This window comes from Microbacterium sp. AK031 (assembly GCF_024807145.1).
Taxonomy (GTDB): domain Bacteria; phylum Actinomycetota; class Actinomycetes; order Actinomycetales; family Microbacteriaceae; genus Microbacterium.
In genome coordinates, this window is the sequence record NZ_JANUCA010000003.1 from 68,869 (window position 1) to 90,791 (window position 21,923).

General features: G+C 66.9%; 19 protein-coding genes. 12 read left to right on the forward strand and 7 right to left on the reverse strand.

Features of this window, described 5'->3' with window-relative positions:
- On the reverse strand, nucleotides 1-534 hold the full coding sequence (locus tag HDC95_RS08375) for an adenine phosphoribosyltransferase (protein WP_259062934.1): 534 nt from the start codon (nucleotides 532-534) through the stop codon (nucleotides 1-3).
- 250 nt (nucleotides 535-784) lie between these two features.
- On the opposite strand from HDC95_RS08375, the gene HDC95_RS08380 reads away from it, so the two are divergent.
- The 5 genes from HDC95_RS08380 to HDC95_RS08400 all read left to right on the forward strand — a co-directional run bounded on the left by HDC95_RS08380 (nucleotide 785) and on the right by HDC95_RS08400 (nucleotide 6,696).
- Nucleotides 785-2,092 (forward strand): ABC transporter substrate-binding protein, encoded by a 1,308-nt coding sequence (locus tag HDC95_RS08380; RefSeq protein ID WP_259062935.1) that lies wholly within the window; start codon nucleotides 785-787, stop codon nucleotides 2,090-2,092.
- A 97-nt stretch (nucleotides 2,093-2,189) separates the two neighbouring features.
- Nucleotides 2,190-3,293 carry a carbohydrate ABC transporter permease gene (locus HDC95_RS08385; protein WP_259062936.1) on the forward strand — a complete coding sequence of 368 codons (1,104 nt, stop codon included), beginning with the start codon at nucleotides 2,190-2,192 and terminating at the stop codon, nucleotides 3,291-3,293.
- Nucleotides 3,290-4,177: a carbohydrate ABC transporter permease gene (locus HDC95_RS08390; RefSeq protein WP_259062937.1), complete on the forward strand. Its 888-nt coding sequence runs from the start codon at nucleotides 3,290-3,292 to the stop codon at nucleotides 4,175-4,177. The genes HDC95_RS08385 and HDC95_RS08390 overlap by 4 nt, the downstream gene beginning before the upstream one ends.
- Nucleotides 4,178-4,182: 5 nt before the next feature.
- On the forward strand, nucleotides 4,183-5,613 hold the full coding sequence (locus HDC95_RS08395) for a GH1 family beta-glucosidase (RefSeq protein WP_259062938.1): 1,431 nt from the start codon (nucleotides 4,183-4,185) through the stop codon (nucleotides 5,611-5,613).
- A gap of 84 nt (nucleotides 5,614-5,697) precedes the next feature.
- A complete protein-coding gene (locus HDC95_RS08400; protein ID WP_259062939.1) occupies nucleotides 5,698-6,696 on the forward strand; it encodes a LacI family DNA-binding transcriptional regulator in 999 nt (332 codons plus the stop codon).
- Nucleotides 6,697-6,726: 30 nt separating this feature from the next.
- Here HDC95_RS08400 and HDC95_RS08405 read toward each other — a convergent pair whose 3' ends face one another.
- Nucleotides 6,727-8,691, reverse strand: a complete 1,965-nt coding sequence (locus tag HDC95_RS08405) for a TPM domain-containing protein (protein ID WP_259062940.1) — start codon at nucleotides 8,689-8,691, stop codon at nucleotides 6,727-6,729.
- 81 nt (nucleotides 8,692-8,772) lie between these two features.
- On the opposite strand from HDC95_RS08405, the gene HDC95_RS08410 reads away from it, so the two are divergent.
- A complete protein-coding gene (locus HDC95_RS08410; RefSeq protein WP_259062941.1) occupies nucleotides 8,773-9,069 on the forward strand; it encodes a hypothetical protein in 297 nt (98 codons plus the stop codon).
- Between the two features lie 41 nt (nucleotides 9,070-9,110).
- Here the strand turns inward: HDC95_RS08410 and HDC95_RS08415 are convergent, their stop codons facing one another.
- A complete protein-coding gene (locus tag HDC95_RS08415; RefSeq protein ID WP_259062942.1) occupies nucleotides 9,111-9,962 on the reverse strand; it encodes a VOC family protein in 852 nt (283 codons plus the stop codon).
- A gap of 34 nt (nucleotides 9,963-9,996) precedes the next feature.
- Nucleotides 9,997-10,635 carry a GntR family transcriptional regulator gene (locus HDC95_RS08420; RefSeq protein ID WP_259062943.1) on the reverse strand — a complete coding sequence of 213 codons (639 nt, stop codon included), beginning with the start codon at nucleotides 10,633-10,635 and terminating at the stop codon, nucleotides 9,997-9,999.
- Between the two features lie 128 nt (nucleotides 10,636-10,763).
- Between HDC95_RS08420 and HDC95_RS08425 the strand changes: the two genes are divergently transcribed.
- From HDC95_RS08425 to HDC95_RS08440, 4 genes are all read left to right on the forward strand, one after another.
- Nucleotides 10,764-12,059 (forward strand): NRAMP family divalent metal transporter, encoded by a 1,296-nt coding sequence (locus HDC95_RS08425; protein WP_259062945.1) that lies wholly within the window; start codon nucleotides 10,764-10,766, stop codon nucleotides 12,057-12,059.
- A 2-nt stretch (nucleotides 12,060-12,061) separates the two neighbouring features.
- Complete coding sequence (locus HDC95_RS08430; protein WP_259062947.1) at nucleotides 12,062-12,826, forward strand: LamB/YcsF family protein; 765 nt, start codon at nucleotides 12,062-12,064, stop codon at nucleotides 12,824-12,826.
- Between the two features lie 78 nt (nucleotides 12,827-12,904).
- Nucleotides 12,905-14,560, forward strand: a complete 1,656-nt coding sequence (locus tag HDC95_RS08435; RefSeq protein ID WP_259062949.1) for an urea amidolyase family protein — start codon at nucleotides 12,905-12,907, stop codon at nucleotides 14,558-14,560.
- A complete protein-coding gene (locus tag HDC95_RS08440; protein ID WP_259062950.1) occupies nucleotides 14,557-16,269 on the forward strand; it encodes a biotin carboxylase N-terminal domain-containing protein in 1,713 nt (570 codons plus the stop codon). The genes HDC95_RS08435 and HDC95_RS08440 overlap by 4 nt, the downstream gene beginning before the upstream one ends.
- A gap of 129 nt (nucleotides 16,270-16,398) precedes the next feature.
- Here the strand turns inward: HDC95_RS08440 and HDC95_RS08445 are convergent, their stop codons facing one another.
- On the reverse strand, nucleotides 16,399-17,739 hold the full coding sequence (locus HDC95_RS08445; protein WP_259062951.1) for a uracil-xanthine permease family protein: 1,341 nt from the start codon (nucleotides 17,737-17,739) through the stop codon (nucleotides 16,399-16,401).
- A gap of 92 nt (nucleotides 17,740-17,831) precedes the next feature.
- Entirely contained in the window at nucleotides 17,832-18,692 is an 861-nt protein-coding gene (locus HDC95_RS08450; protein ID WP_259062952.1) for a phosphoribosylaminoimidazolesuccinocarboxamide synthase, read from the reverse strand.
- A 132-nt stretch (nucleotides 18,693-18,824) separates the two neighbouring features.
- Between HDC95_RS08450 and HDC95_RS08455 the strand changes: the two genes are divergently transcribed.
- Both HDC95_RS08455 and HDC95_RS08460 read left to right on the forward strand, forming a co-directional pair.
- A complete protein-coding gene (locus tag HDC95_RS08455) occupies nucleotides 18,825-20,252 on the forward strand; it encodes a DHA2 family efflux MFS transporter permease subunit (RefSeq protein WP_259063153.1) in 1,428 nt (475 codons plus the stop codon).
- 56 nt (nucleotides 20,253-20,308) lie between these two features.
- Nucleotides 20,309-20,839: a GNAT family N-acetyltransferase gene (locus HDC95_RS08460; protein ID WP_259062953.1), complete on the forward strand. Its 531-nt coding sequence runs from the start codon at nucleotides 20,309-20,311 to the stop codon at nucleotides 20,837-20,839.
- A 49-nt stretch (nucleotides 20,840-20,888) separates the two neighbouring features.
- On the opposite strand, the gene HDC95_RS08465 is transcribed toward HDC95_RS08460, so the two are convergent.
- A complete protein-coding gene (locus HDC95_RS08465) occupies nucleotides 20,889-21,893 on the reverse strand; it encodes a sugar phosphate isomerase/epimerase (protein ID WP_259063155.1) in 1,005 nt (334 codons plus the stop codon).
- Nucleotides 21,894-21,923: the final 30 nt, after the last annotated feature.

A 21,923-nucleotide genomic window follows, 5' to 3' on the forward strand; every position in this document is an offset into this window, starting at 1 on the left:
TCAGGCCGAGTGGAAGACCGTGTGCAGATCGCCGATGAGGTCGCGGCCGCCGAGGCCGTCGATCTCGAACAGCACCGAGATGCCGGCGACGTGCGATCCGAGCCGCTCGATCAGTTGACGCCCTGCCGCGAGTGTGCCGCCGGTCGCGAGCACATCGTCGATCAGGAGCACTCGTGAGCCGGCCGGCAGGTCGTCGTGCATCTCGATCGTTGCGGTGCCGTACTCGAGGGCGTAGTCGACGGATGCTGCGGGGCGCGGCAGCTTGCCGGCTTTGCGGATCGGGATCAGTCCGACGCCTGCGGCGATCGCCGCAGCGCTGGCGATGAGGAATCCTCGTGCCTCGATCCCGGCGATCACATCGAACTGGCCCGTGAAGGGCTCGATGATCGCCTCTGTGGTCGTGCGCAGCGCCTCCGCATCTGCGAGCAGCGGCGTGATGTCGCGGAACAGGATGCCCGGTTCCGGGTAGTCCGGGATGCTGCGGATCAGCGATTCGGCGCGGGCGAGAGCAGCGGAGAGTTCGGCGGAGGGCACCGCCCAAGGCTACCCGCCCGCACAACTGCGGAGAACTTGCCCTAATCGGACGATTCCGGCGGTATCGAGACCGGAATCGGCGAAAAGCTCCGGAGTCGTGCGGCGCAACAAGCCCGAATGAATGCGCGCTTGACATGCGTGGGAGCGCTCCCATAGAGTGACTCAACAATTCATGGGAGCGCTCCCACGCGCATCCGGAACCCCGCAGCACCACCCGCACGAAAAACCTGCACACACAAAGGAGTGAATCGTGAACACACACGCACAGCGCCGGATCACCACGGCAGTCGCCGTAGCATCCGTCTCCGCCCTGGCCCTCGCCGGCTGCGCCGCGAACGCCGAGACCGGCGGTGGCGATGCCGATGAGAAGGTCACGCTGACCGTCACCACGTTCGGCACCTTCGGGTACGAAGACCTCTACGAGCAGTACGAGGAGGAGAACCCGAACGTCACCATCGAGGCGACCAACATCGACACCGGCGGCAACGCCCGCACCGATGCCTTCACCAAGATCGCCGCAGGTTCCGGCCTCAGTGACGTCGTCGCGATCGAAGAGGGCTGGCTCGGTGCCATCATGGACGTCTCCGACACGTTCGTCGATCTCCGTGACTACGGCATCGAGGACCGCAAGGACGACTGGGTCGACTGGAAGTACGCCCAGGGAACAGACGCCGAAGGCCGCGTGATCGGCTACGGCACCGACATCGGTCCGAGCGGAATCTGCTACAACGGCGCGGCTTTCGAAGCGGCCGGCCTGCCCAGCGATCGCGAGTCGGTCGCCGAACTGCTGACCGGCGACTGGGAGAACTACTTCGCCGTCGGCGCCGACTACACGGCGAAGACCGGCAAGGCCTGGTACGACCACTCCGGCTTCGTCTGGAACTCGATGGTCAACCAGCTCGACGAGGGCTACTACACCGCCGACGGCGAGCTGAACGTCGAGGGCAATGCGGAACTCAAGGAGCGCTTCGAGCTGCTGGGCGCAGCGACCGAGGGTGGCCAGTCCGCTGCGCAGGCAGCATGGGATTGGAACGGCGGCAAGTCGTTCGTCGACGGCACCTTCGCGACCTTCGTCTGCCCCGGCTGGATGCTGGGCGTCGTGCAGGGTCAGGTCGAAGCAGGCGGCGGCGACGCGACGACGGGCTGGGACTTTGCCGATGTCTTCCCCGGCGGCGCGGCCAACTGGGGCGGCGCCTTCCTCTCCGTGCCGGAGAGCTCTGAGAACAAGGAAGCCGCAGCGGCTCTCGCCGATTGGTTGACGCAGCCGGAGCAGCAGGTCAAGCAGTCTGAGGCCGCGGGCAACTTCCCGTCGACCACCGGGGCCCAGGAGGAGCTCGCCGCTGCTGCCACGCCGAACGAGTTCTTCAACGATGCGCCCACCGGTGCCATCCTCGCCGAGCGAGCGAAGGGTGTCGTCGCGCAGTTCAAGGGCGCCGATGACTCGGTGATCCAGGAGAACGTGTTCGGCCCGGCGCTGAGCAGCCTCGACCGCGGTGAGACCGACACGAAGGGTGCCTGGGACCAGGCGCTCCAGCTGCTGAACGACCTCGTCGGCTGACGCCTCTTCGACAAGCTCACCCCTTCGACAGGCTCAGGGACCCTCACCCGGTCTCTGAGCCTGTCGAGTCACCACTGCGCCAGACAGGAATGAACAGATGACTCTCACCGCTCCGCCCAAGGAGCGCCGAGACGCAGCATCCGCAAAGCAGCCGGATGCCGTGCCGAGGCCCTCCTGGCGCCACCGCCTCTCGCGGTTCGATCAGAATGCCTCGCCGTACGCGTATGTCGCGCCGTTCTTCCTGCTGTTCGGTATCGTCGGGCTCTTCCCGCTGATCTACACGGTGTACGTGGCCGTGCACGAGTGGGATCTGCTGAAGGGCGAGGGCGACTTCGTCGGCGTCGGCAACTTCGTCGAGATCCTCGGCGACGCGATGTTCTGGAACTCGATCTTCAACACCCTGAGCATCTTCCTGCTCTCCGCGATCCCGCAGTTGGCCGTCGCCCTACTGGTCGCCTACCTGCTCGATCGCGGGCTGCGCGCTCCCACCATCTGGCGCATGAGCGTGCTCATCCCGTTCGTGGTCACCCCGGTCGCCGTCGCCATCATCTTCTCCAGCATCTTCAACGAGGCCGACGGCCTCGCCAACAACCTGCTCAATCTGATCGGCATCGTCGATCAGGAGTGGAAGCACGACACGTTCCTCTCGCATATCGCGATCGCCGTCATGGTGAACTTCCGCTGGACCGGCTACAACGCGCTCATCCTGCTCGCCGCGATGCAGGCCGTACCGCGTGATCTCTACGAGTCCGCCGCGATCGACGGTGCTGGGCCTGCTCGGCGTTTCTTCTCCATCACGATCCCCACGATCCGTCCGACGCTGATCTTCGTGATCATCACCGCGACGATCGGCGGGCTGCAGATCTTCGCCGAACCGCGGCTGTTCGACGTGTCGACGGCCGGCGGCATCGGCGGCAGCGACCGGCAGTTCCAGACCACGGTGCTGTTCCTCTGGGAACTCGCGTTCTTCCGGCGGAACCTCGGCGAAGCATCCGCCGTCGCCATCCTGCTGTTCCTGCTCATCGTCGGCATCGGCGTGATCAATTTCCTGCTCTCCCGCCGGATCGCCACCGGATCCGCACCGAAGGCCGATCGCGCTGCGCGCCGCCGCGCCCGCATCGCCACGGACGCCCGCAACACCGCCAGCAGCGCCGGCACCGCCACCGACGCCCGCACCGCCAGCCAGGAGAAGACGCGATGACCGCCACCCAGGCACTCAGCGTGCCCGAGAAGATCCGCAGGCGTCGAAGCACCGGCGGCAACGCGGGTATCGGCAGCAGACCGGGATTCCTCACCTACGGGCTGCTGGCGGCCTTCATCATCGGCAGCATCTACCCGCTGTGGTGGTCGGTCGTCGTCGCGAGCGGCACGAACTCGACTCGCGGCGAGACGCTGCCCATGATCCCGGGCGGAAACTTCTTCGTGAATGCCGCGAAGGTGCTCGACGCCATCCCGTTCTGGCTCGCACTCGGCAACTCGCTCCTCGTGTCGACGATCATCACCCTCTCGGTCGTGACCTTCTCGACCCTCGCCGGCTATGCCTTCGCGAAGCTGCGCTTCAAGGGCCGCGAGGGGTTGATGATCTTCGTGATCGCGACCATGGCGATCCCGACGCAGCTCGGCATCATCCCGTTGTTCATGGTGATGCGCGAGCTCGGCTGGACCGGCTCCATCGGCGCAGTGATCATCCCGACGCTCGTCACGGCGTTCGGCGTGTTCTTCATGCGCCAGTACCTCGTCGACGTCATCCCCGATGAGCTCATCGAGGCGGCGCGCATGGATGGCGCCAACCAGTTCCGCACGTTCCTCACCGTCGGCATCCCCGCCGCGCGACCGGCCATGGCGATTCTCGGCCTGTTCACCTTCATGACGGCGTGGACCGACTATCTGTGGCCGCTGATCGTGCTCTCTCCCCAGAACCCGACGCTGCAGACGGCGCTGAGCCAGCTGCAGTCCGGGTACTACGTCGATTACTCGATCGTGCTCACCGGCGCGGTGCTCGCGACGCTGCCGCTGCTGATCCTCTTCGCTGTCGCGGGCAAGCAGCTCGTCAGTGGAATCATGGCCGGCGCGGTGAAAGGATGACCTCTATGACCCGCCCCTTCCCCGAGAACTTCCTGTTCGGAGCGGCCACCGCCGCATATCAGATCGAGGGTGCGGCGCACGAGGACGGTCGCACGGATTCCATCTGGGATGCGTTCGCCAGGGTGCCAGGCGCGGTCGTCGGCGGCGACAACGGCGATATGGCCTGCGACCACTATCACCGCTACCCCGAAGACGTCGCGCTCATGACCGAGCTCGGACTGCAGACATACCGCTTCTCGACCTCGTGGTCGCGGGTGCGCCCCGACGGCGGCGCAGTGAACCAGGCCGGTGTCGACTTCTACAGTCGACTCGTCGACGAGCTGCTCGGTGCCGACATCCTGCCGTGGCTCACGCTGTACCACTGGGATATGCCGCAGGCGCTTCAGGAGAACGGCGGATGGACCGACCGCGACACCGTCGATCGCTTCCTCGAGTACGCAGGCACCATGCACGACGCGCTCGGCGATCGGGTGAATGTGTGGACGACGCTGAACGAGCCGTGGTGCTCGTCGTTCCTCTCCTACACGGGCGGTGAGCACGCGCCGGGTCACACGAGTGTTGCGGAGGGGTTGCTCGCCTCGCATCATCTGCTGCTTGCGCACGGCCGCACCGTGCAGGAACTGCGCGGACGCGACGCTGCGCTGAACCTCGGCATAACGCTGAACCACACGGTCGCCGATCCGGCCGACCCCCAGAATCCGGCGGATGTCGACGCCGCCCGGCGAGTGGACGGGCAGTTCAATCGCTGGTTTCTCGATCCGATCTATCGAGGGGAGTATCCGGCGGACATCGTCGAGGACGTCCGTGCGGTCGATGCGGATGCTGTCGCCCGATTCGAGGCCGCGATCCACGACGGCGACCTGGCGATGATCGGGCAGAAGATCGATACGCAGGGCGTGAACTACTACCACGGCGACCTGCTCTCCGGCACGGTCCCGGCCGAGCGGCCGGTGTCGGGCGGACCCGGATCCGCACGGGCGACGCGCAGTCCGTACCCGTCGAGCAACGGCATCCATTCCGTCGAGCGCGGGTTGCCTCGCACGGCGCAGAACTGGGAGGTGCAGCCGGAAGGGCTGACCCGCCTGCTGCAGCGAGTCTGGACCGAGTACGCCGAGCCGGCAGGCACCGTGCTCTACATGACCGAGAACGGCGCAGCGTATGACGACGTCGTGGTCGTGGAAGACGGCGAGACGCGCGTGCACGATGCGGATCGCACCGAGTTCCTGCGCCTGCACCTCGATGCCGTGCTGGATGCGGCGGATGCCGGAGTCGATGTGCGCGGCTACTTCTACTGGTCGATGTTCGACAACTTCGAGTGGGCGTGGGGATACGACAAGCGATTCGGCATCGTCCGCGTCGACTACGACACGCAGGAGCGCAGCCTCAAGGACAGCGCCCGGGAGTACGCTCGCATCATCGCTTCGCGGGCACTGTAGGCGGGTGCCGGCGGCATTCGAATCGCGCAAAGTGCTGCATTCGAGTGCCGAAAGCTGCACTTTGCGCGATTCGAACGAGGAAGGATGCCGATGACACGCGCGACGATCGAAGAGGTGGCTGCCACCGCCGGCGTATCACGTTCGACTGTTTCACGCGTGGTCAACGGGTCGACCGCCGTCAGCCCTGAGGCGCTCGAAGCGGTGCAGGCCGCGATCGTGAAGCTCAACTATGTGCCGAATCGGGCTGCCCGCTCGCTGGCCTCGAAGCAGACGCACGCGATCGCCTTGATCGTTCCCGAAGACACGACGCGCTTCTTCGGTGACCCCTTCTTCGCCTCGATCGTCGCTGGCATCACCGGTGCGCTCGGAGGCTCCGACTACCTCCTCAACCTGCTGATCGCCAGCGACGACCCCGGCGACAAGATGACGAGCTTCGTGCGCAACGGCGGCGTGGACGGCGCGCTGATCGTCTCGCATCACACGAGTGACGCGTTCATCGATCGCATAGCCGATGCTGTGCCCGTCGTCTGGGGCGGGCGTCCGCTGCGCCAGCGGCTGAGCGACTACGTGGTCGACGTCGACAACGTCGCTGCCGCTCGCTCAGCGACGCAGCATCTCATCGACATCGGTCGCACCCGCATCGCGACGATCTCCGGTCCGTTGAGCATGCTCGCTTCGGTCGATCGCGTGCAGGGTTTTCGTGATGCGTTGTCGGGTGCTGGACTCACGCCGTTCGCGGAGGAAGAGGGCGATTACGGTGAGGCAAGCGGTGCGGAGGCGGTTCGCCGCATCCTCTCGGTCGGCATGCCGGACGCGATCTTCGTCGCGAGCGACCTCATGGCGCGCGGTGCGCTGAACGCTATGCGTTCGGTCGGGCTGCGGGTGCCGGAAGACGTCGCCCTGCTGGGGTTCGATGATTCCGCCGTGGCGCTGTCGACCGACCCACCGCTGACGACGATGCGTCAGCCGATGTATCTGCAGGGAGAGACCATGGCCGCCGTGCTGCTGTCGCGTCTCGCCGGCGGAGAGCCGGAGAAGATGACGATCCTGCCGACCGAGCTGGTGGTGCGCGGGTCGGCGTAGCAGACAGTCGCGCCTGACCTGCGACGCCGTTCAGAACCGACGGCCGCCGGAACGCCCTGATGATCTGCTGCCACCGGAGGAACTGCTGAAGGACCGGCTGCTGGATGAGCGCGAGGAGCCGCTCCGTGAGGAACTGCTCCGTGAGGAACTGCTCCGCGAGGAGCCGCTCCATCCGGAAGAGCTGCCGCCGCCGCCATCACCGCCGCTGCCGCCGAAGGCACCGGAGAGGGCGCCTATCACCACTCCGCCGATGACGAACAGCAGGATGAGTCCCGGCTGCTCGTCGGCGACGCTCAAGCTGCTGAAGAACCCGAGTCCGCCGCCGCAGACCCCGCCCCACACGGCCTTGCCTGCTCTCCCATCGTCCTCTTCATACACGCGCGGGCGCTGCCATGCCGAGCGTCCTGTCGCGCGAGAGGAAGGCGAGTCGTACATGACGGGACCGCTTCCAGATGGTTGTGCGGATCGGACGAACCGGCCGCTCTCGGGGGCGGTCGACGAGCCCACGAGGCTCTGCACCTGCTCGGAGGCGGAAAGAGCGGATGCCGCCAGCCGCTCCGCGGCATCCGTGTCGGCGGCAGCCAGGGACTCGGCGAGCTGCCGCTGGGCGAACTGCAGGCGCATCAGCGGGAAGGAGGTCAATTCGCCTGGTCGCGCCTGCACCGAGACTTCCGCCGCGTGCACGGCTGCCTTGGCCCGGTCGATGATCGAGCCCGTTTCTTCGGCCGACGGCACAGACCGTGCGGCGAGCGCATCCGCCTGGGCGCCGACGGCGTCGCGAAGATCCTTCGCCTCTGCGAGCAGCCGTTCGATCTCGTGCACTGCCCCGGTGATCGCTCGCGGTCTGCGCGCGTGCACCGCCTGCTGCAGCGCGTCGAGCTCGGCGTCTGCGGCGGCCAGTCGCCCGCCGATCTCGTCGGCATTGTCCGCCACTCCGACGAGGTCCGCGGCAGGGAAAGCGCCAGCGAGGGAGGCGAGCCGATCCGCCGCCTCGTTCTGGAAAGCCGCGGCGTCTTCACGTTCCGATTTCAGACGGGTCAGGGTGTCGGGCCCTCCATCGGCCAGAGCTCGGAGTGAGGCCATCTCGCGCTTGCGCCCTTCGAGGTCGCTGTCGACCTCCTTGCACAGCCGGATGATCGTGTCTGTCCAGGAACGGGTTTCCTGCGGGGTGTCCGCGTCGGCGTCCTCCAACTTCTCGAGAAGCTGGAACCCTTCCTGCAGTCGGGATCTGCACTCGGTGAGGACGTCGGCGTACTCGGCGGTGATCTCCTCGCCGAACTCCGCGGTCACGAAGCCGAGCTCCTGCTGGCTGGTGCGCACCGCCTCATCGGTCTGGACCAGCTGGCGCGCGGCGCGTTTCTTCTGTCCCTCCAGGGTTCGCAGCTCGGCGGCGAGGCTCGCACGGCGCCGCAGGAACAGCACGAGTTGCGTGATGAGGAAGATGGCCAGAACAAGTCCGGCTGCCCACAGCAGCCACACCCACCATGGTGTCGGGACCTTCGAGAACTCGTCGGCGACGTACTCGATTCCGCCGGCCCAGTCGTCGTCCGCGAGGTAGCCGCCTCCGAGCCCGTTCTCGATGTCGAGCACCCGGGATTCGGAGAGCGGTCCGGCTGAGACGCCGTCGCCACCGTACTCCGCCGAGATGGCGAGACTGCGGCCGTCGGTGGCGATCGCGAGAAGGTACTGGTCCGGCGCGAGGTTGTTGCGCTGCGCGGTGTCGTCTGCCCAGGCGAGCGCGTTGAGAGGGTTCTCGAACTCCGGCACCAATACGACGTAGAGCTCGGGGAGGCGATCATCGGATGCCAGCTCGCCGAGACGCTCTTCTAGACGCGTCTCATCTGCGTCGTCGAGCACGTCGGAAAGGTCGCTGACGTATCCCGGGTCGAGTTGCGGCGGAGTCTCGGCGCCTGCGGCGATGGCTGGGGTGAGGATGAGGGCGCTGAGCAACAGGGCCGCTCCCACTGTCATCGCACGTCGTACCCGGTTCGTCATGGCGCCCCCAGCCTGAATTGTGGTCCGGCCCATCATGGCATGAGGGCCGGGACGAGAATCGGCGTTGGTACGCTCGTCGACATGCTCGTGTTCGGAGTGGTCGTGGCGGTCGTCGGGGTCGTGCTCTTTCATGGGGCGCTCCGAATGACGTTGCGCGCGAACCCGGGTAAGAGAATGCCTTTCTACCGAAATGCCGACATCAACCCTGTCGGGTCGGTCGCAATGCGCGGCATCGGGGCGGGCCTTGTCGTGCTCGGCGCTGCCCTGCTCGGAACGGGCGCCTGGTATTGGGCACTCGTCGTCGTCTTGGCCGGCCCCGTGGTTGCGCTGGTTGTCATCGCTCTCCACAACCGGCACGTCGTAGGCAAGGGCGCCTGACCGCGACGGAGTTCCCGCGTCGCAACGGGGCGGACCCGGCCTCAGGCCGCCAGCGCAGCCTTCAGCGTGTTGTTCCACGGATCCTGGAAGGTCAGAGCCCGGCCGTCGTCCTGCACGTCTGTGTCGAAGTGCGTGAGGCGCTCGTTCAACGCACCGAGCGAATCGGCGTCGGGCAGCAACAGGTCGACCTGCCCCAGGCCGAGCGCCGGCATCCGCGGACCCGCACCGCGTGAGTTCCAGACATTCATCGCCATGTGGTGGTGGTATCCACCCGCGCTGACGAACAGCGCCTGTTCGCCGAGTGATGCCGTGGCGTCGAAGCCGAGGCGGTTCACATAGAACTCGCGGGCGGTGTCGACATCGCCGACCGAGAGGTGCACGTGGCCGATCTGCGCGGCTGCCGCACCGGTCGGATCCTCGCCCAGGTGCTCCTGCAGGAACGAATTCGGGTCCAGGTAGAGGGTCGCCATCTCGATCTGGCCGTGCGTCCACGACCACTCGGTGCGGTCGCGATCCCAGTACAGCTCGATGCCGTTGCCCTCTGGGTCGGTGAGGTAGAACGCCTGGCTCACCAGATGATCGGCGCTGCCGGTGAACGTGTGCGGCGCGCGTTGCGCCACAGAAGACAAAGCACCCGCGAGTGCCGCCTGCGACTCGAACACGATCGCAGTGTGGAAGAGTCCAGCCGAGCCGGGCAGAGCATGTCGCAGCGTCGGCTCGTGGCGGAGGATCACCAGAGGCACGCCGGCGCGACCGACCGTCACGGTGTCGCCGTCGGCATCCAGCACCTGCAGCGTGACGACGTCTCGGTAGAACGCCGTCATCGCGTCGAGGTCGGCGACGAGCAGGGTGACGGCACCCATCGAAGTTGCCGCGGCAAGTTTTTCATTCATGTCAATGCAAGCCAGAGAGGGCTGAGAAGTATTCCTAGCCGCGACCCATGCGCGCGAACGCTCCGAGAACGGTGCGCTCCGATGAGATGAGGTAGCTCTCCAATGCATCGGCCGCGGCATGCGGACCCTCTTCGAGGAGGGTCTTGAGCACGACGTGGTTCTTGCGCACGAACGGCTCATGCAGCGCGCGGGGATCGTCGATCTCGAGGAACACAAGGCGAAGCTCGGCCGCGACATCGCGATAGGTGCGGGCGAGCCTCGGGCTGTCGGCGAGGGCGACGATCGCATCGTGGAAGGCCATGTTCGCGCTGCCGACCCTGTGCCATTCCTCGTTCGGGAGGTGCTGTTCGGCCTCGGCGAGCGCGGAGCGCATCAGCTGCACCGCCGGATGCTCCGGTTCGGACTGACGCAGTGCGGAGCATTCGATCACGCGGCGCGCACGGTAGATGTCGATGACGTCGGCGATCGAGGGAGCCGAGACCGACACGCCGCGGTGCGGGATGTGCTCGATGAGCCCCTGCTCGGCCAGCACGCGGAACGCCTCCCGCAGCGTGTTGCGTGAGACCTCGAACCGCTCGGCCAGCGCAGCCTCCGAGAGTCGCGCCCCTGGTGCGAACTCGCCGTCGATGATGGTCTGGCGCAGCACAGCCGCCAGTGCTCCCTGATGGTTCACGCCTTCATGTTAAGCGGAGGAGACCTCCCGTGTAGCATCCCGGAAACATAATTGTTGAACAATCGAACCTAATCTGTCCTACACTCGGTGTCACCCGACACCCGCCAAAGACGATGGGAACCCACTTCATGTCCGAGCAGTCTCCGACCGACGCCCATACTGATCCGCAGACCGACCCCGAGACAGCCGCCAAACTCGCCGCAGTGAAGAAGCGCGTCGGCCGCAGCGCCGTCATCGGCGCGATCTTCCTGATGGCCACCTCGGCCATCGGCCCCGGCTTCATCACTCAGACCGCGACCTTCACCGCATCCATGGGCGCTGCGTTCGCGTTCGCCATCCTCGTCTCGGTGCTGATCGACATCGCCGTGCAGCTGAACGTCTGGCGCATGATCACGTCTTCCGGCATGCGCGCCGGCGAGCTCGCGAACTCGGCGATCCCCTTCTCAGGGCACGTGATCGCGATCCTCGTCGTGATCGGCGGCCTCGCCTTCAACATCGGAAACATCGCCGGTGGCGGGCTGGGACTGAACGCTCTGCTCGGCGTCGACCCCAAGATCGGCGGCCTGCTGACCGCTGCGCTCGCAATCGTGATCTTCCTCATCAAGAAGGCCGGCAAGGTGATGGACATCCTGCTGGTCGTCCTCGGCACCGGCATGATCGTGATGACGGTCATCGTCGCGATCATCGCCCAGCCGCCGATCGGCGAGGCATTGCGCCAGACGATCGTTCCGGATGAGCTGAACTTCGCCACCATCACCACGATCGTCGGTGGCACGGTCGGCGGATACATCACCTATTCCGGTGCCCACCGCTACCTCGCCTCCGGGCAGACCGGTCCGGAGCATGCCGGCCCGGTCATGCGGGCTGCCGCCAACGGCATCATCATCACGGGCATCATGCGCTACGTGCTGTTCCTGGCGATCCTCGGCGTCGTGGCATCCGGTGTCGCGCTCGATCTGTCCAGCCAGGCAGCCAACCCTGCCGGTCAGGCGTTCGGCTCGGTGCTGGGTGAGGCGGGCCTGCGCATCTTCGGCGCCATCTTCTGGGCCGCAGCCCTCAGCTCGGTGATCGGAGCCGCCTACACCTCGGCGACGTTCCTGTCGTCGTTCCACAAGCGGTTCCTCGGCGGCTGGTCGCTGCAGATCGCGACCGTGGCGTTCATCGTCGTCTCGCTGATCGTCTACTTGTCGATCGGCACGGCCCCGGCCGCGATCCTGGTCTTCGTCGGTGGATTCAACGGGCTCATCCTCCCGATCGGACTTACGGTGTTCATGTACATCGGATGGTTCCGCCGCGACCTGCTCGGCACGCGGAAGTACCCGCTGGTGCTGCTCATCGCCGGCACGCTGGTGACGCTGCTCACCTGGTACATGGGTATCGTCTCGGTCGGACCCATCTTCGCCTTCCTCGGAATCGGAGTGTGACAATGCCCACCATCGACCTGAACTCCGACCTCGGCGAGAACGTTCCCGAACGCATCGTCAGCGACGACGTCGCGATGCTCGAGATCGTCACGAGCGCCAACGTGTCGTGCGGGTTCCATGCGGGCAGCCCCGAGGGCATCCGCGAGACTCTGGATGCCGCGGTGCGGGGCGGCGTCGTGATCGGCGCCCACCCCGGGTACCGGGATTACGAGAACTTCGGTCGCACGAACGTCGAGATCGATGCCCCGACGCTGCAGGCCCATGTCGAGTACCAGCTCGGCGCGATCATGGGTCTGGCCGCATCCGTCGGAGGCACGGTGTCGTACGTCAAGCCGCACGGTGCGCTCTACAACACCATCGCCCGCGATGAGCGGCAGTCCGCCGATGTGGTGGCAGCCATCAAGGCGATCGATCCGAGCCTCGTGCTGCTGGGACTTGCCGGTGGCGTCGTCCTGGATGTCGCGTCGAAGGCCGGGCTCGCCGTGGCCGCCGAGGCCTTCGCCGACCGCGCGTACCAGCCCGACGGTCAGCTCGTCTCGCGCACCCAGGAGGGTGCCGTGCTGCATGACCCCGCCGCTGTCGCCGAGCGCATGGTGCGCCTGGCGTCCGATGGTGTGATCCGCGCGATCGACGGCACCGACGTGCGCGTCGAGGCGCAGTCGATCTGCGTGCACGGCGACAGCCCTGGGTCGATAGAGATGGCGGCGGAGACGAAACGGATGCTGCAGGCAGCAGGCATCACGATCGCACCGTTCGCCGAGGTCTGAGATGGCTGTCCTCGCGACTTCGGATCAGCTCACGGCCGCCCGCGCGGCGCGCGCTTCGGATGCGGAGTGTATCGTCTGATGCGCATCCTCACGGTATCCGACCGCAGCCTGCTCGTCGAAGCGGCCGATCTCGAAGAGGCCATGCGCCTGAATCTCGCCTGGGACGGCGTGTCCGGCATCGTCGAGCGCATCCCCGGCGCCCGCACGGTGCTCGTGCGGTTCGATCCGCTGCGTACATCGGCCGCTGCGCTGGCTGAGGTGCTCTCGGCCACGCAGGTGGATGCCGAGCACGTGCCGCACACCCGCGAGGTCACGGTGCCGGTACGCTACGACGGCGAGGATATCGCTGAAGCTGCCGAGTTGCTCGGTGTCTCGGCGGAGGAGCTCGTTAGCCGGCACCTCGCCGCGGACTGGCAGGTCGCCTTCTCGGGCTTCGCGCCGGGATTCGGGTACGTGGTGAGCGGGGACCCACTGTTCGATGTGCCGCGCCGTTCGTCGCCGCGCACGCGCGTGCCGGCGGGATCTGTCGCGCTCGCCGGACAGTTCACGGGCGTGTATCCCCGTGAGAGTCCCGGCGGCTGGCAACTCATCGGGCACACGGATGCCGTGATGTGGGACATCGACCGCGACCCGCCGGCGCTGCTGTCGCCGGGGGCGCTGGTGAAGTTCGAGCGGGCAGGTCGGGAGTCGGTGGTGCTTCCGGATTCTCCACCACTGCCGGATTCTCCACCGCTGCCGGATTCTCCACCACCGGAAAACGGAGACGAACTGGCGAGTCGCCGGAGTGTCGCAGCTCGCCACGCCGGCGACACGCCAAGTCGTCCGGGTCTTCCAGAACGCGGCGGTGTCGAGGTGGTGCGGCCTTCCATGCAATTGCTGCTGCAGGATGCCGGACGGCCAGGGCACGCCGCTCTCGGAGTATCCGCATCGGGGGTTGCCGACCGCACGGCGCTGCGCGACGCCAATCGCGCGGTCGGCAATGAGTCGGATGCCGCAGTGCTCGAGAGCGTGGGCGGAGCGGTGCTGCGGTTCCACGGCGCAGGTGTCGCGGCTGTCACCGGCGCGATCGGCGAGCTCACGCTGACGGATGCCGAAGGCGTCGACCGCAGCATCCCGCACGGTACCCCGTTCGCCACGGTCGACGGTGATGAGCTGACGCTCGGACACCCGAGCCATGGCCTGCGCTACATCATCGGCGTCCGTGGCGGGATCGACGCAGCATCCGCTCTGGGAAGCCGCGCCAGCGACACGCTCGCGGGTCTCGGGCCCGATCCGCTTGTCGCCGGCGCGATCATCGGGGTCGGCGATGCGGCACCACACTCTGTCGACCCCGTGGCCACCCCGCGCGAACTTCCGGCACCCGGCGATCTGGTCGAACTCGACATCACCCTCGGCCCACGCGACGACTGGTTCACGGCATCCGCTCTGGAAACTCTGACGACGCAGGAGTGGCTGGTCACGCCGCGCTCCGACCGGGTCGGCATCCGTCTGCATGGTGACGCGCCCCTCGAACGCTCCACTCTCGGCGAACTGCCCAGCGAGGGGGCTGTGACCGGAGCGATCCAGGTGCCGCCCGAGGGCCAGCCGGTGCTCTTCCTGCCGGATCATCCGCTCACCGGCGGCTATCCGATCGTCGGCGCGCTCACCGACCGCTGCCTCGATCTCGCAGCGCAACTGCCGCCAGGAGCGCGCATCCGTTTCCGCATCGCTCGTATCGAAGAAGGTCCGCAATGAAGAAGATACTGATCGCCAACCGGGGCGAGATCGCGGTGCGCGTGATCCGCGCATGCGCCGAGGCCGGGTACACCTCGGTCGCGGTCTACGCGGATCAGGACGCCGATGCGCTGCACGTGCGCCTGGCGGATGAGGCAGTCGGGCTGGTCGGTACGACCGCCGCTGAGACATACCTGTCGGTCGAGGCTCTGCTGAGGGCTGCCGCCGATTCGGGGGCGGATGCTGTGCACCCCGGATACGGATTCCTCTCGGAGAGCGCGGAGTTCGCCCGCGCTGTCGAGGGCGCGGGACTCGTGTGGATCGGCCCCGCGCCGGACAGCATCGATGCGCTCGGCGACAAGATGACCGCACGACGGATCGCGCAGAAGGTGAACGCGCCCCTTGCTGCCGGCACCGATCAGCCGCTCGCGGGACCGGCCGAGGCGGTCGCATTCGCCGAGGAGAATGGACTGCCGATCGCGATCAAGGCCGCGTTCGGTGGCGGTGGCAGAGGGATGAAGGTCGTCCGCGAGCTGTCGGAGGTCGCGGACGCGTTCGACGCCGCCACACGTGAAGCCGTCGTGGCTTTCGGCCGTGGCGAGTGCTTCGTGGAACGGTTCCTGGAGAGTCCCAGGCATATCGAGGTGCAGGTGCTCGGCGACGGCCACGGTGAGATCGTGGTCGTCGGCGATCGCGACTGCTCGATGCAGCGCCGCAACCAGAAGCTGATCGAAGAAGCTCCGGCTCCCGTCCTGACGGTCGAGCAGCGTTCCGAGATCCATGACGCCGCTCGACGGATCTGCGCCGAGGTCTCCTACCGCGGTGCCGGAACAGTCGAGTTCCTGCTCGCCGCCGATGGCACGATCTCGTTCCTCGAGGTGAACACGCGGCTGCAGGTCGAGCACCCCGTCACTGAGGAGGTCACCGGGGTCGATCTGGTGCGCGAGCAGTTCCGGATCGCGTTCGGCGAGGGGTCGTCGGTCAGCGCGACTCCCGAGCCCGTCGGGCACGCATTCGAATTCCGGATCAATGCGGAAGATCCCGGCCGCGGGTTCCTGCCCAGCCCCGGGCTCGTTGAGACTCTGCGGATCCCGGGCGGCCCCGGCGTGCGGTGGGACAGCGGGATCGAAGCGGGGGATGCAGTGCAGTCGGCGTTCGACTCGATGATCGCGAAACTGATCGTGCACGCTGATACGCGGGATGCGGCGCTGATCCGTGCGCGTCGCGCGCTGCGGGAGCTGTCGGTCGAGGGTCCGGCGACCGTCATCCCGTTCGATCGCCTGGCGGTCGATGAGCCCGAGTTTCAGACCGGAACATTCGCCGTGCACACGCAGTGGATCGAGAGCACGCTGCTTCCGCGGCTGGAGCCGCAGCTGCGGCCGGCGCCCGTCGAAGATGCCGCGCTGCAGCGCTTCCTGGTCGAGATCGACGGTCGACGCGTGATGCTCGGAGTGCCTTCGGCGCTGCTGCGCAGGTTCGCTTCTTCGACCGCGCCGACGGCTGCTCCGGCATCCGCTGATCCTGCCGAACTGCGCGCACCGGCTCCCGGCACGCTGGTGCGCTGGATCGTGGAAGACGGAGCCGAGGTGGCTGAGGGTGATGCCGTCGCCGTGCTCGACGCGATGAAGATGGAGACTCAGGTCACGGCTCACCGCGCCGGGGCTCTGGGCCACGCGGCATCCGTCGGTGACTCGATCGCCGCGGATGCAGTGCTCGCTCGCATCGGCTGAGCCGCGGCATCCGCCCTCTTGCCCGCCCGGCTGTTACACACTGCGGAGGTTGTCACGTGTGGCGGAGGAATTCGGTCAGAACATCCGCCATGCGCAACAACCTCCGTCAGGCGTAACTCGTGAGACGGCCTACTCCGGGTCGCCGCCCAGAGGACCGACCGCGGGGATGGGGCCGCCGTCATCCGCTCCGGTCTTGCGGGCACGGGCGATCGCATTGCCGACGTGGTACACCAGCAGGGCTGCGACCGTGCCGATCACGATGGCGCCGAGCTGGAAGGCGCCCCACTGCATCGCGAAGCCGCCGACGGCGATCACGAAGGAGATCGCGACCGTGTACTGGTTGACCGGGCGGGAGAAGTCGACGCGGTTGTCGACCCAGATCTTGATGCCGATGACGCCGATGAGGCCGTAGAGAGCTGTGGTCACGCCGCCCAGCACGCCCGGAGGGATCGTGTTGAAGATGACGCCGATCTTCGGTGAGAAGGCGAGCAGGATGGCGGCGAAGCCGGCCACCCAGTACGCGGCGGTGGAGTAGACGCGGGTCGCGGCCATCACTCCGATGTTCTCACCGTAGGTCGTGGTGGCCGAGCCGCCGAAGCCACCGGCGAGGGTGGTGGCGAGACCGTCGGCGACCAGGGCGCGTCCGGTGTGCTTGTTGATCGACGGGTCGTTCGTCATGGTGGCGACGCCGCGCACGTGCCCGACGTTCTCGGCGATGAGCACGAGCACGACGGGCAGGAACATCGGCACGTACGCCCATGCCATCGGATCGGTGACGGCGGCGAGGTGGAAGTCGGGCAGTCCGATCCAGGCGGCCTCGGCGACCCCGTCGAAGGTCACCTGACCGGTGAAGATCGCAACGACGTAGCCGACGATCACACCGAGGAAGATTGAGATGCGACCCAGGAACCCGCGGAACAGCACGCTGAACAGCACCACCGCGATCAGCGTCACGGAGGCCAGCTCGGGCTGCAGCGTGAAGTTGTTCCATGCGGCCGGAGCGAGGTTGAAGCCGATCAGAGCGACGATCGAGCCGGCGACCACCGGGGGCATGAGGCGGTCGATCCACCCGATGCCGACCGCCTGCACGAGGAAGCCGATACCCGCCAGCAGTGCGCCGACCACGAGCACACCGACCAGGGCTTGCGTGATCTGCTGAGCGGTCTCCAGCGCCTGACCCGCGTTGATCGCCGTGATCGGCGCGAGGAATGCGAACGACGAGCCCAGGTAGCTGGGCAGGCGGTTGCGCGTGAGCAGCAGGAAGAGCAGGGTGCCGAGACCGGAGAACAGCAGCGTCGTCGACACCGGGAAGCCGGTGATGATCGGAACCAGGAAGGTCGCACCGAACATAGCGACCACGTGCTGCGCACCGATCGCGAAGGTCGCGGGCCAGTTCAGGCGCTCTTCAGGCCGGACGACCTCGCCGGGGGCGACGGTGTGACCGTCGCCATGGATCTTCCACACGGGCATGGGGGCTCCTCGGAAATCGGGGTGGGATGCTGGAGAAACACTACCGATTGCCGAGCGCTCGTTTCTCACGGCGAGAGCGCGGCCCGCCCGGCTTACGCGGTCAGGCGCTCGATGAGCTCTCGGTACCGGTCGGCGGTGCGCTCGACGATCTCGTCGGGCAGTGCAGGCGGTTCGCCCTGCCTGTCCCAGTTCGATGCGAGCCAGTCGCGGACGATCTGCTTGTCGAAGCTCGCCATCCGCTCGGCCGGGGTCGTGCCGGACTCCCACGTCGCTGCATCCCAGTAGCGCGACGAGTCGCTCGTGAGGACTTCGTCGGCCAGGCGCAGAGTGCCGTCGGCATCCGTTCCGAACTCGAACTTGGTGTCGGCGAGGATGAGCCCGTGCTGTTCGGCGACGGCCGCAGCCTTCGCGTAGATCGCCAGCGAGGCGTCGCGCAGTTCGGCCGCGCGCTCCGCGCCCACCAGTTCGACCACGCGATCGAAGGTGATGTTCTCATCGTGCTCGCCCATCGGCGCCTTGTACGCAGGGGTGAAAAGCGGCTCGGGAAGGCGGTCGCCGTTCTCGAGCCCTGAAGGCAGAGGGATGCCGCATACGGTTCCGCTCTGCTGGTACTCGGCCCATCCGGTGCCGGTGATGTATCCGCGTACGACGCACTCGATCGGCAGCATCTCCAGCGATTGCGCGAGCATCGCCCGGTCGGCGACGGCATCCGGAATCTCACCTTCGGCGAGATGGTTCGGGAAGTCGAGCTGCGCGAACCACCAGCGGCTGAGCTTCGTCAGCAGGGCGCCCTTCTCGGGGATGCCGGGCGAGAGCACGAAGTCGAAGGCACTGACCCGGTCGCTCGCGACGACGAGGATGCGGGTGTCGGCAGGATCCTGCGATGCGTAGAGATCGCGGACCTTTCCGGAATAGAGATGACGCCAGCCGGGGATGTTCAGTGCATCGCTCATCTGCCCATTATCCCTGTCGGCGCCCGGGTGTAGCGTTGCCGGGTGACTGACTCCACGGCATCCTCCGGACCGTCCACCGGAACCTACGCGACCGGGCATCGCCCGCGCAGTCCGTGGCCAGCGCTGTGGGCGATGGTGATCGGGTTCTTCATGATCCTCGTCGACACGACCATCGTCGGCGTCGCGAACCCTGCGATCAAAAACGCGCTGGATCCGACGTCGAACAACCTCGACCGTGTCGTATGGGTGACGAGCGCCTACCTGCTCGCCTACGCCGTGCCGTTGTTGATCACCGGACGGCTCGGTGACCGCTTCGGCCCGAAGAACATCTACCTAATAGGCCTCGCGGTGTTCACCCTGGCCTCGCTGTGGTGCGGCCTGTCGACGACACTGGACGGCCTGATCTGGGCGCGCGCCGTGCAGGGGCTCGGCGCGGCGCTGCTCACACCGCAGACGATGGCCGTCATCACCCGCACCTTCCCGCCGGAGCGGCGGGGCGCGGCGATGGGTCTGTGGGGCGCAGCATCCGGCGTCGCCATGCTCGTCGGCCCGCTCGCCGGAGGATTCCTCGTCGACGGGCTCGGCTGGGAGTGGATCTTCTTCATCAACCTGCCGGTCGGCGTGATCGGGTTCATCCTCGCGTGCATCCTCGTGCCGAAGCTGCAGACCCACAAGCACCGCTTCGACGTGCCCGGCGTCTTCCTCAGCGCGATCGCCCTGTTCCTCATCGTCTTCGGGCTGCAGGAGGCCGAGGCGTACGACTGGGGCACGATCTGGGGACCGATCTCGGTGCTGAGCCTGATCATCACCGGCGTCGTCGTGCTGGTGATCTTCCTCTGGTACCAATCGAGGACGAAGAACGAACCGCTCGTACCGTTGGAACTGTTCCGCAACCGCAACTTCGCCTGGTCGAACATCGCGATCGCCATCGTCGGGTTCACCGTGACGGCGCAGGGCCTGCCGCTGATGTTCTTCCTCCAGCTCGCGCGGGGCCTGACCCCGACCGAGTCTGCGCTGCTGCTGATCCCGATGGCGCTCGCCGCCGGCATCGTCTCGCCGTTCGCGGGCAAGCTGCTCGACCGTATCGACCCGCGCCTCATGCTCGTGCCGGGCCTGCTGCTCGTGTCGATCTCGCTGTTCCTGTTCGCCATGATGATGAACACAGAGATCCCGATCGGCTGGCTGCTGATCCCCTCGGCCATCCTCGGATTCGGCAACGCGGGAATGTGGGGCCCGCTCGCAACCACTGCCACGCGCGACCTGCCGCCGCATCAGGCGGGCGCAGGTTCGGGCATCTACAACACGATGCGCACGGTCGGCTCGGTTCTCGGGTCGGCCGCGATCGCCGCGTTCATGCAGAACCGTCTCGAGACGAACCTGCCGGGTGCATCTGATGCCACGGGCGGATTCGGTGAAGGCAAGATGCCGGATGCTGTCACCGGCCCCTTCGCGGATGCGATGGCGCAGACGATGCTGTTGCCTGCGGCGGTCATCCTGCTCGGCGTCGCGGCCGTGCTGGTGCTGCGCCGGCCGGCGCACCTCGGTGCGCGGAAGAAGTGACGACCTGGCGGCGAGCCGGTTTGCGCCGCGCGATGCCTGCGTGATGTTCTGTTGCGATGCAGATCGAGCTCACCCGTCCCACGACCGACCTCTTCGACTCCTGGGCGGCCGCCGCGGCGGAGTTCGAGGGCGGTCACATCGACGGCGGAGGGTACGACGCCGGGATGGTGCCTGATCGGGCAGCGTGCGAGGCCTCGGTCGAGAAGGCGATGCGCTACGCCGCCCCTGACGCCGAGCTTCCCGAGGGCCACGTCCCGTGCGACTTCCTCTGGATAACCGATACGGGCGAGGTCGTCGGCTTCATCGCGTTGCGCCGTGAACTGAACGAGCACCTGCGGCAGTTCGGTGGACACATCGGCTACTCCGTGCGACCGTCGCGCCGCCGTGAGGGCATCGCGAAGGAGGCATTGAGGCTCGTGCTCGAGACGGCCCGCGGGCAAGGACTCGACCGCGTCATGCTGACCTGCGATGACGACAACGCCGGCTCATTCCGCACGATCGAGGGCGCCGGCGGTGTGCTGCAGGACATCATCGACGCATCTGCAGAGGGCCACCCGCGGCTGCGCCGCTACTGGATCGAGCTGTAGTCAGCGCGATCCAGTAGCGAGCGCCGCCTTCAGTGGGCCAGGATCGCCCTCACTTCGTGGAGAAGGCGCTGTCGAACGCGGCATCCGACGGCTTGTACGACGACAGCTTCCGCACGAACTCCAGCGCCTCCGGCGCACCGACGAGCCGATCCATCCCGGCATCCTCCCACTCGACGGACAGCGGGCCGTCGTAGCCGATCGCGTTCATCATGCGGAACGCGTCTTCCCAGGGCACGTCGCCGTGACCGGTCGAGATGAAGTCCCAGCCGCGACGCGGGTCGGCCCATGGCAGGTGCGAGGAGAGGCGGCCGTTACGGCCGTTGCCGAGGCGCTTCTTCGTGTCCTTGCAGTGCACGTGGTAGATCCGGTCCTGGAAATCCCACAGGAAACCGACCGGGTCGATGTCCTGCCACACCATGTGCGACGGGTCCCAGTTGAGCCCGAACGCCTCGCGGTGCCCGATCGCCTCGAGCGCGCGCTTGGTGGTCCAGTAGTCGTACGCGATCTCCGACGGGTGCACCTCGTGCGCGAAGCGCACGCCCACCTCGTCGAACACGTCCAGGATCGGGTTCCACCTGTCGGCGAAGTCCTGGTATCCGGCCTCCACCATCTCGTCGGTGGCCGGCGGGAACATCGCGACGTACTTCCAGATCGACGAGCCGGTGAATCCGGTGACCGTCTTCACGCCGAGCTTCGCAGCCAGACGCGCGGTGTTCTTCATCTCCTCCGCGGCACGCTGACGCACGCCCTCCGGATCGCCGTCTCCCCAGACGTGATCGGAGACGATGTTGCGGTGGCGCTGATCGATCGGGTCGTCGCACACGACCTGGCCCTTGAGGTGGTTCGAGATCGTCCAGACCTTCAGACCGTTGCGCTCCAGAATCGCCAGGCGGTCCTGGATGTACGCATCGTCATCCCAGCGCCACGGGTCGAGGTGATCGCCCCAGCACGCGATCTCGAGGCCGTCATAGCCCCACTCGCCTGCGAGCCGGCAGACCTCTTCGAAAGGCAGGTCGGCCCACTGGCCGGTGAACAGGGTGACTGGTCGTGACATCATCGTCCTCTTCTCGTGAGATTCGTATCG

What these genes read in the sequence shown, in the direction of transcription:
- HDC95_RS08385 (WP_259062936.1), top strand. Translation starts at nt 2,190, where the DNA reads ATGACTCTCACCGCTCCGCCCAAGGAGCGCCGAGACGCAGCATCCGCA.
- HDC95_RS08390 (WP_259062937.1), top strand. Translation starts at nt 3,290, where the DNA reads ATGACCGCCACCCAGGCACTCAGCGTGCCCGAGAAGATCCGCAGGCGT.
- HDC95_RS08395 (WP_259062938.1), top strand. Translation starts at nt 4,183, where the DNA reads ATGACCCGCCCCTTCCCCGAGAACTTCCTGTTCGGAGCGGCCACCGCC.
- HDC95_RS08400 (WP_259062939.1), top strand. Translation starts at nt 5,698, where the DNA reads ATGCCGATGACACGCGCGACGATCGAAGAGGTGGCTGCCACCGCCGGC.
- HDC95_RS08405 (WP_259062940.1), bottom strand. Translation starts at nt 8,691, where the DNA reads ATGACGAACCGGGTACGACGTGCGATGACAGTGGGAGCGGCCCTGTTG.
- HDC95_RS08410 (WP_259062941.1), top strand. Translation starts at nt 8,773, where the DNA reads ATGCTCGTGTTCGGAGTGGTCGTGGCGGTCGTCGGGGTCGTGCTCTTT.
- HDC95_RS08415 (WP_259062942.1), bottom strand. Translation starts at nt 9,962, where the DNA reads ATGAATGAAAAACTTGCCGCGGCAACTTCGATGGGTGCCGTCACCCTG.
- HDC95_RS08425 (WP_259062945.1), top strand. Translation starts at nt 10,764, where the DNA reads ATGTCCGAGCAGTCTCCGACCGACGCCCATACTGATCCGCAGACCGAC.
- HDC95_RS08430 (WP_259062947.1), top strand. Translation starts at nt 12,062, where the DNA reads ATGCCCACCATCGACCTGAACTCCGACCTCGGCGAGAACGTTCCCGAA.
- HDC95_RS08435 (WP_259062949.1), top strand. Translation starts at nt 12,905, where the DNA reads ATGCGCATCCTCACGGTATCCGACCGCAGCCTGCTCGTCGAAGCGGCC.
- HDC95_RS08440 (WP_259062950.1), top strand. Translation starts at nt 14,557, where the DNA reads ATGAAGAAGATACTGATCGCCAACCGGGGCGAGATCGCGGTGCGCGTG.
- HDC95_RS08445 (WP_259062951.1), bottom strand. Translation starts at nt 17,739, where the DNA reads ATGCCCGTGTGGAAGATCCATGGCGACGGTCACACCGTCGCCCCCGGC.
- HDC95_RS08450 (WP_259062952.1), bottom strand. Translation starts at nt 18,692, where the DNA reads ATGAGCGATGCACTGAACATCCCCGGCTGGCGTCATCTCTATTCCGGA.
- HDC95_RS08455 (WP_259063153.1), top strand. Translation starts at nt 18,825, where the DNA reads ATGGTGATCGGGTTCTTCATGATCCTCGTCGACACGACCATCGTCGGC.
- HDC95_RS08460 (WP_259062953.1), top strand. Translation starts at nt 20,309, where the DNA reads ATGCAGATCGAGCTCACCCGTCCCACGACCGACCTCTTCGACTCCTGG.
- HDC95_RS08465 (WP_259063155.1), bottom strand. Translation starts at nt 21,893, where the DNA reads ATGTCACGACCAGTCACCCTGTTCACCGGCCAGTGGGCCGACCTGCCT.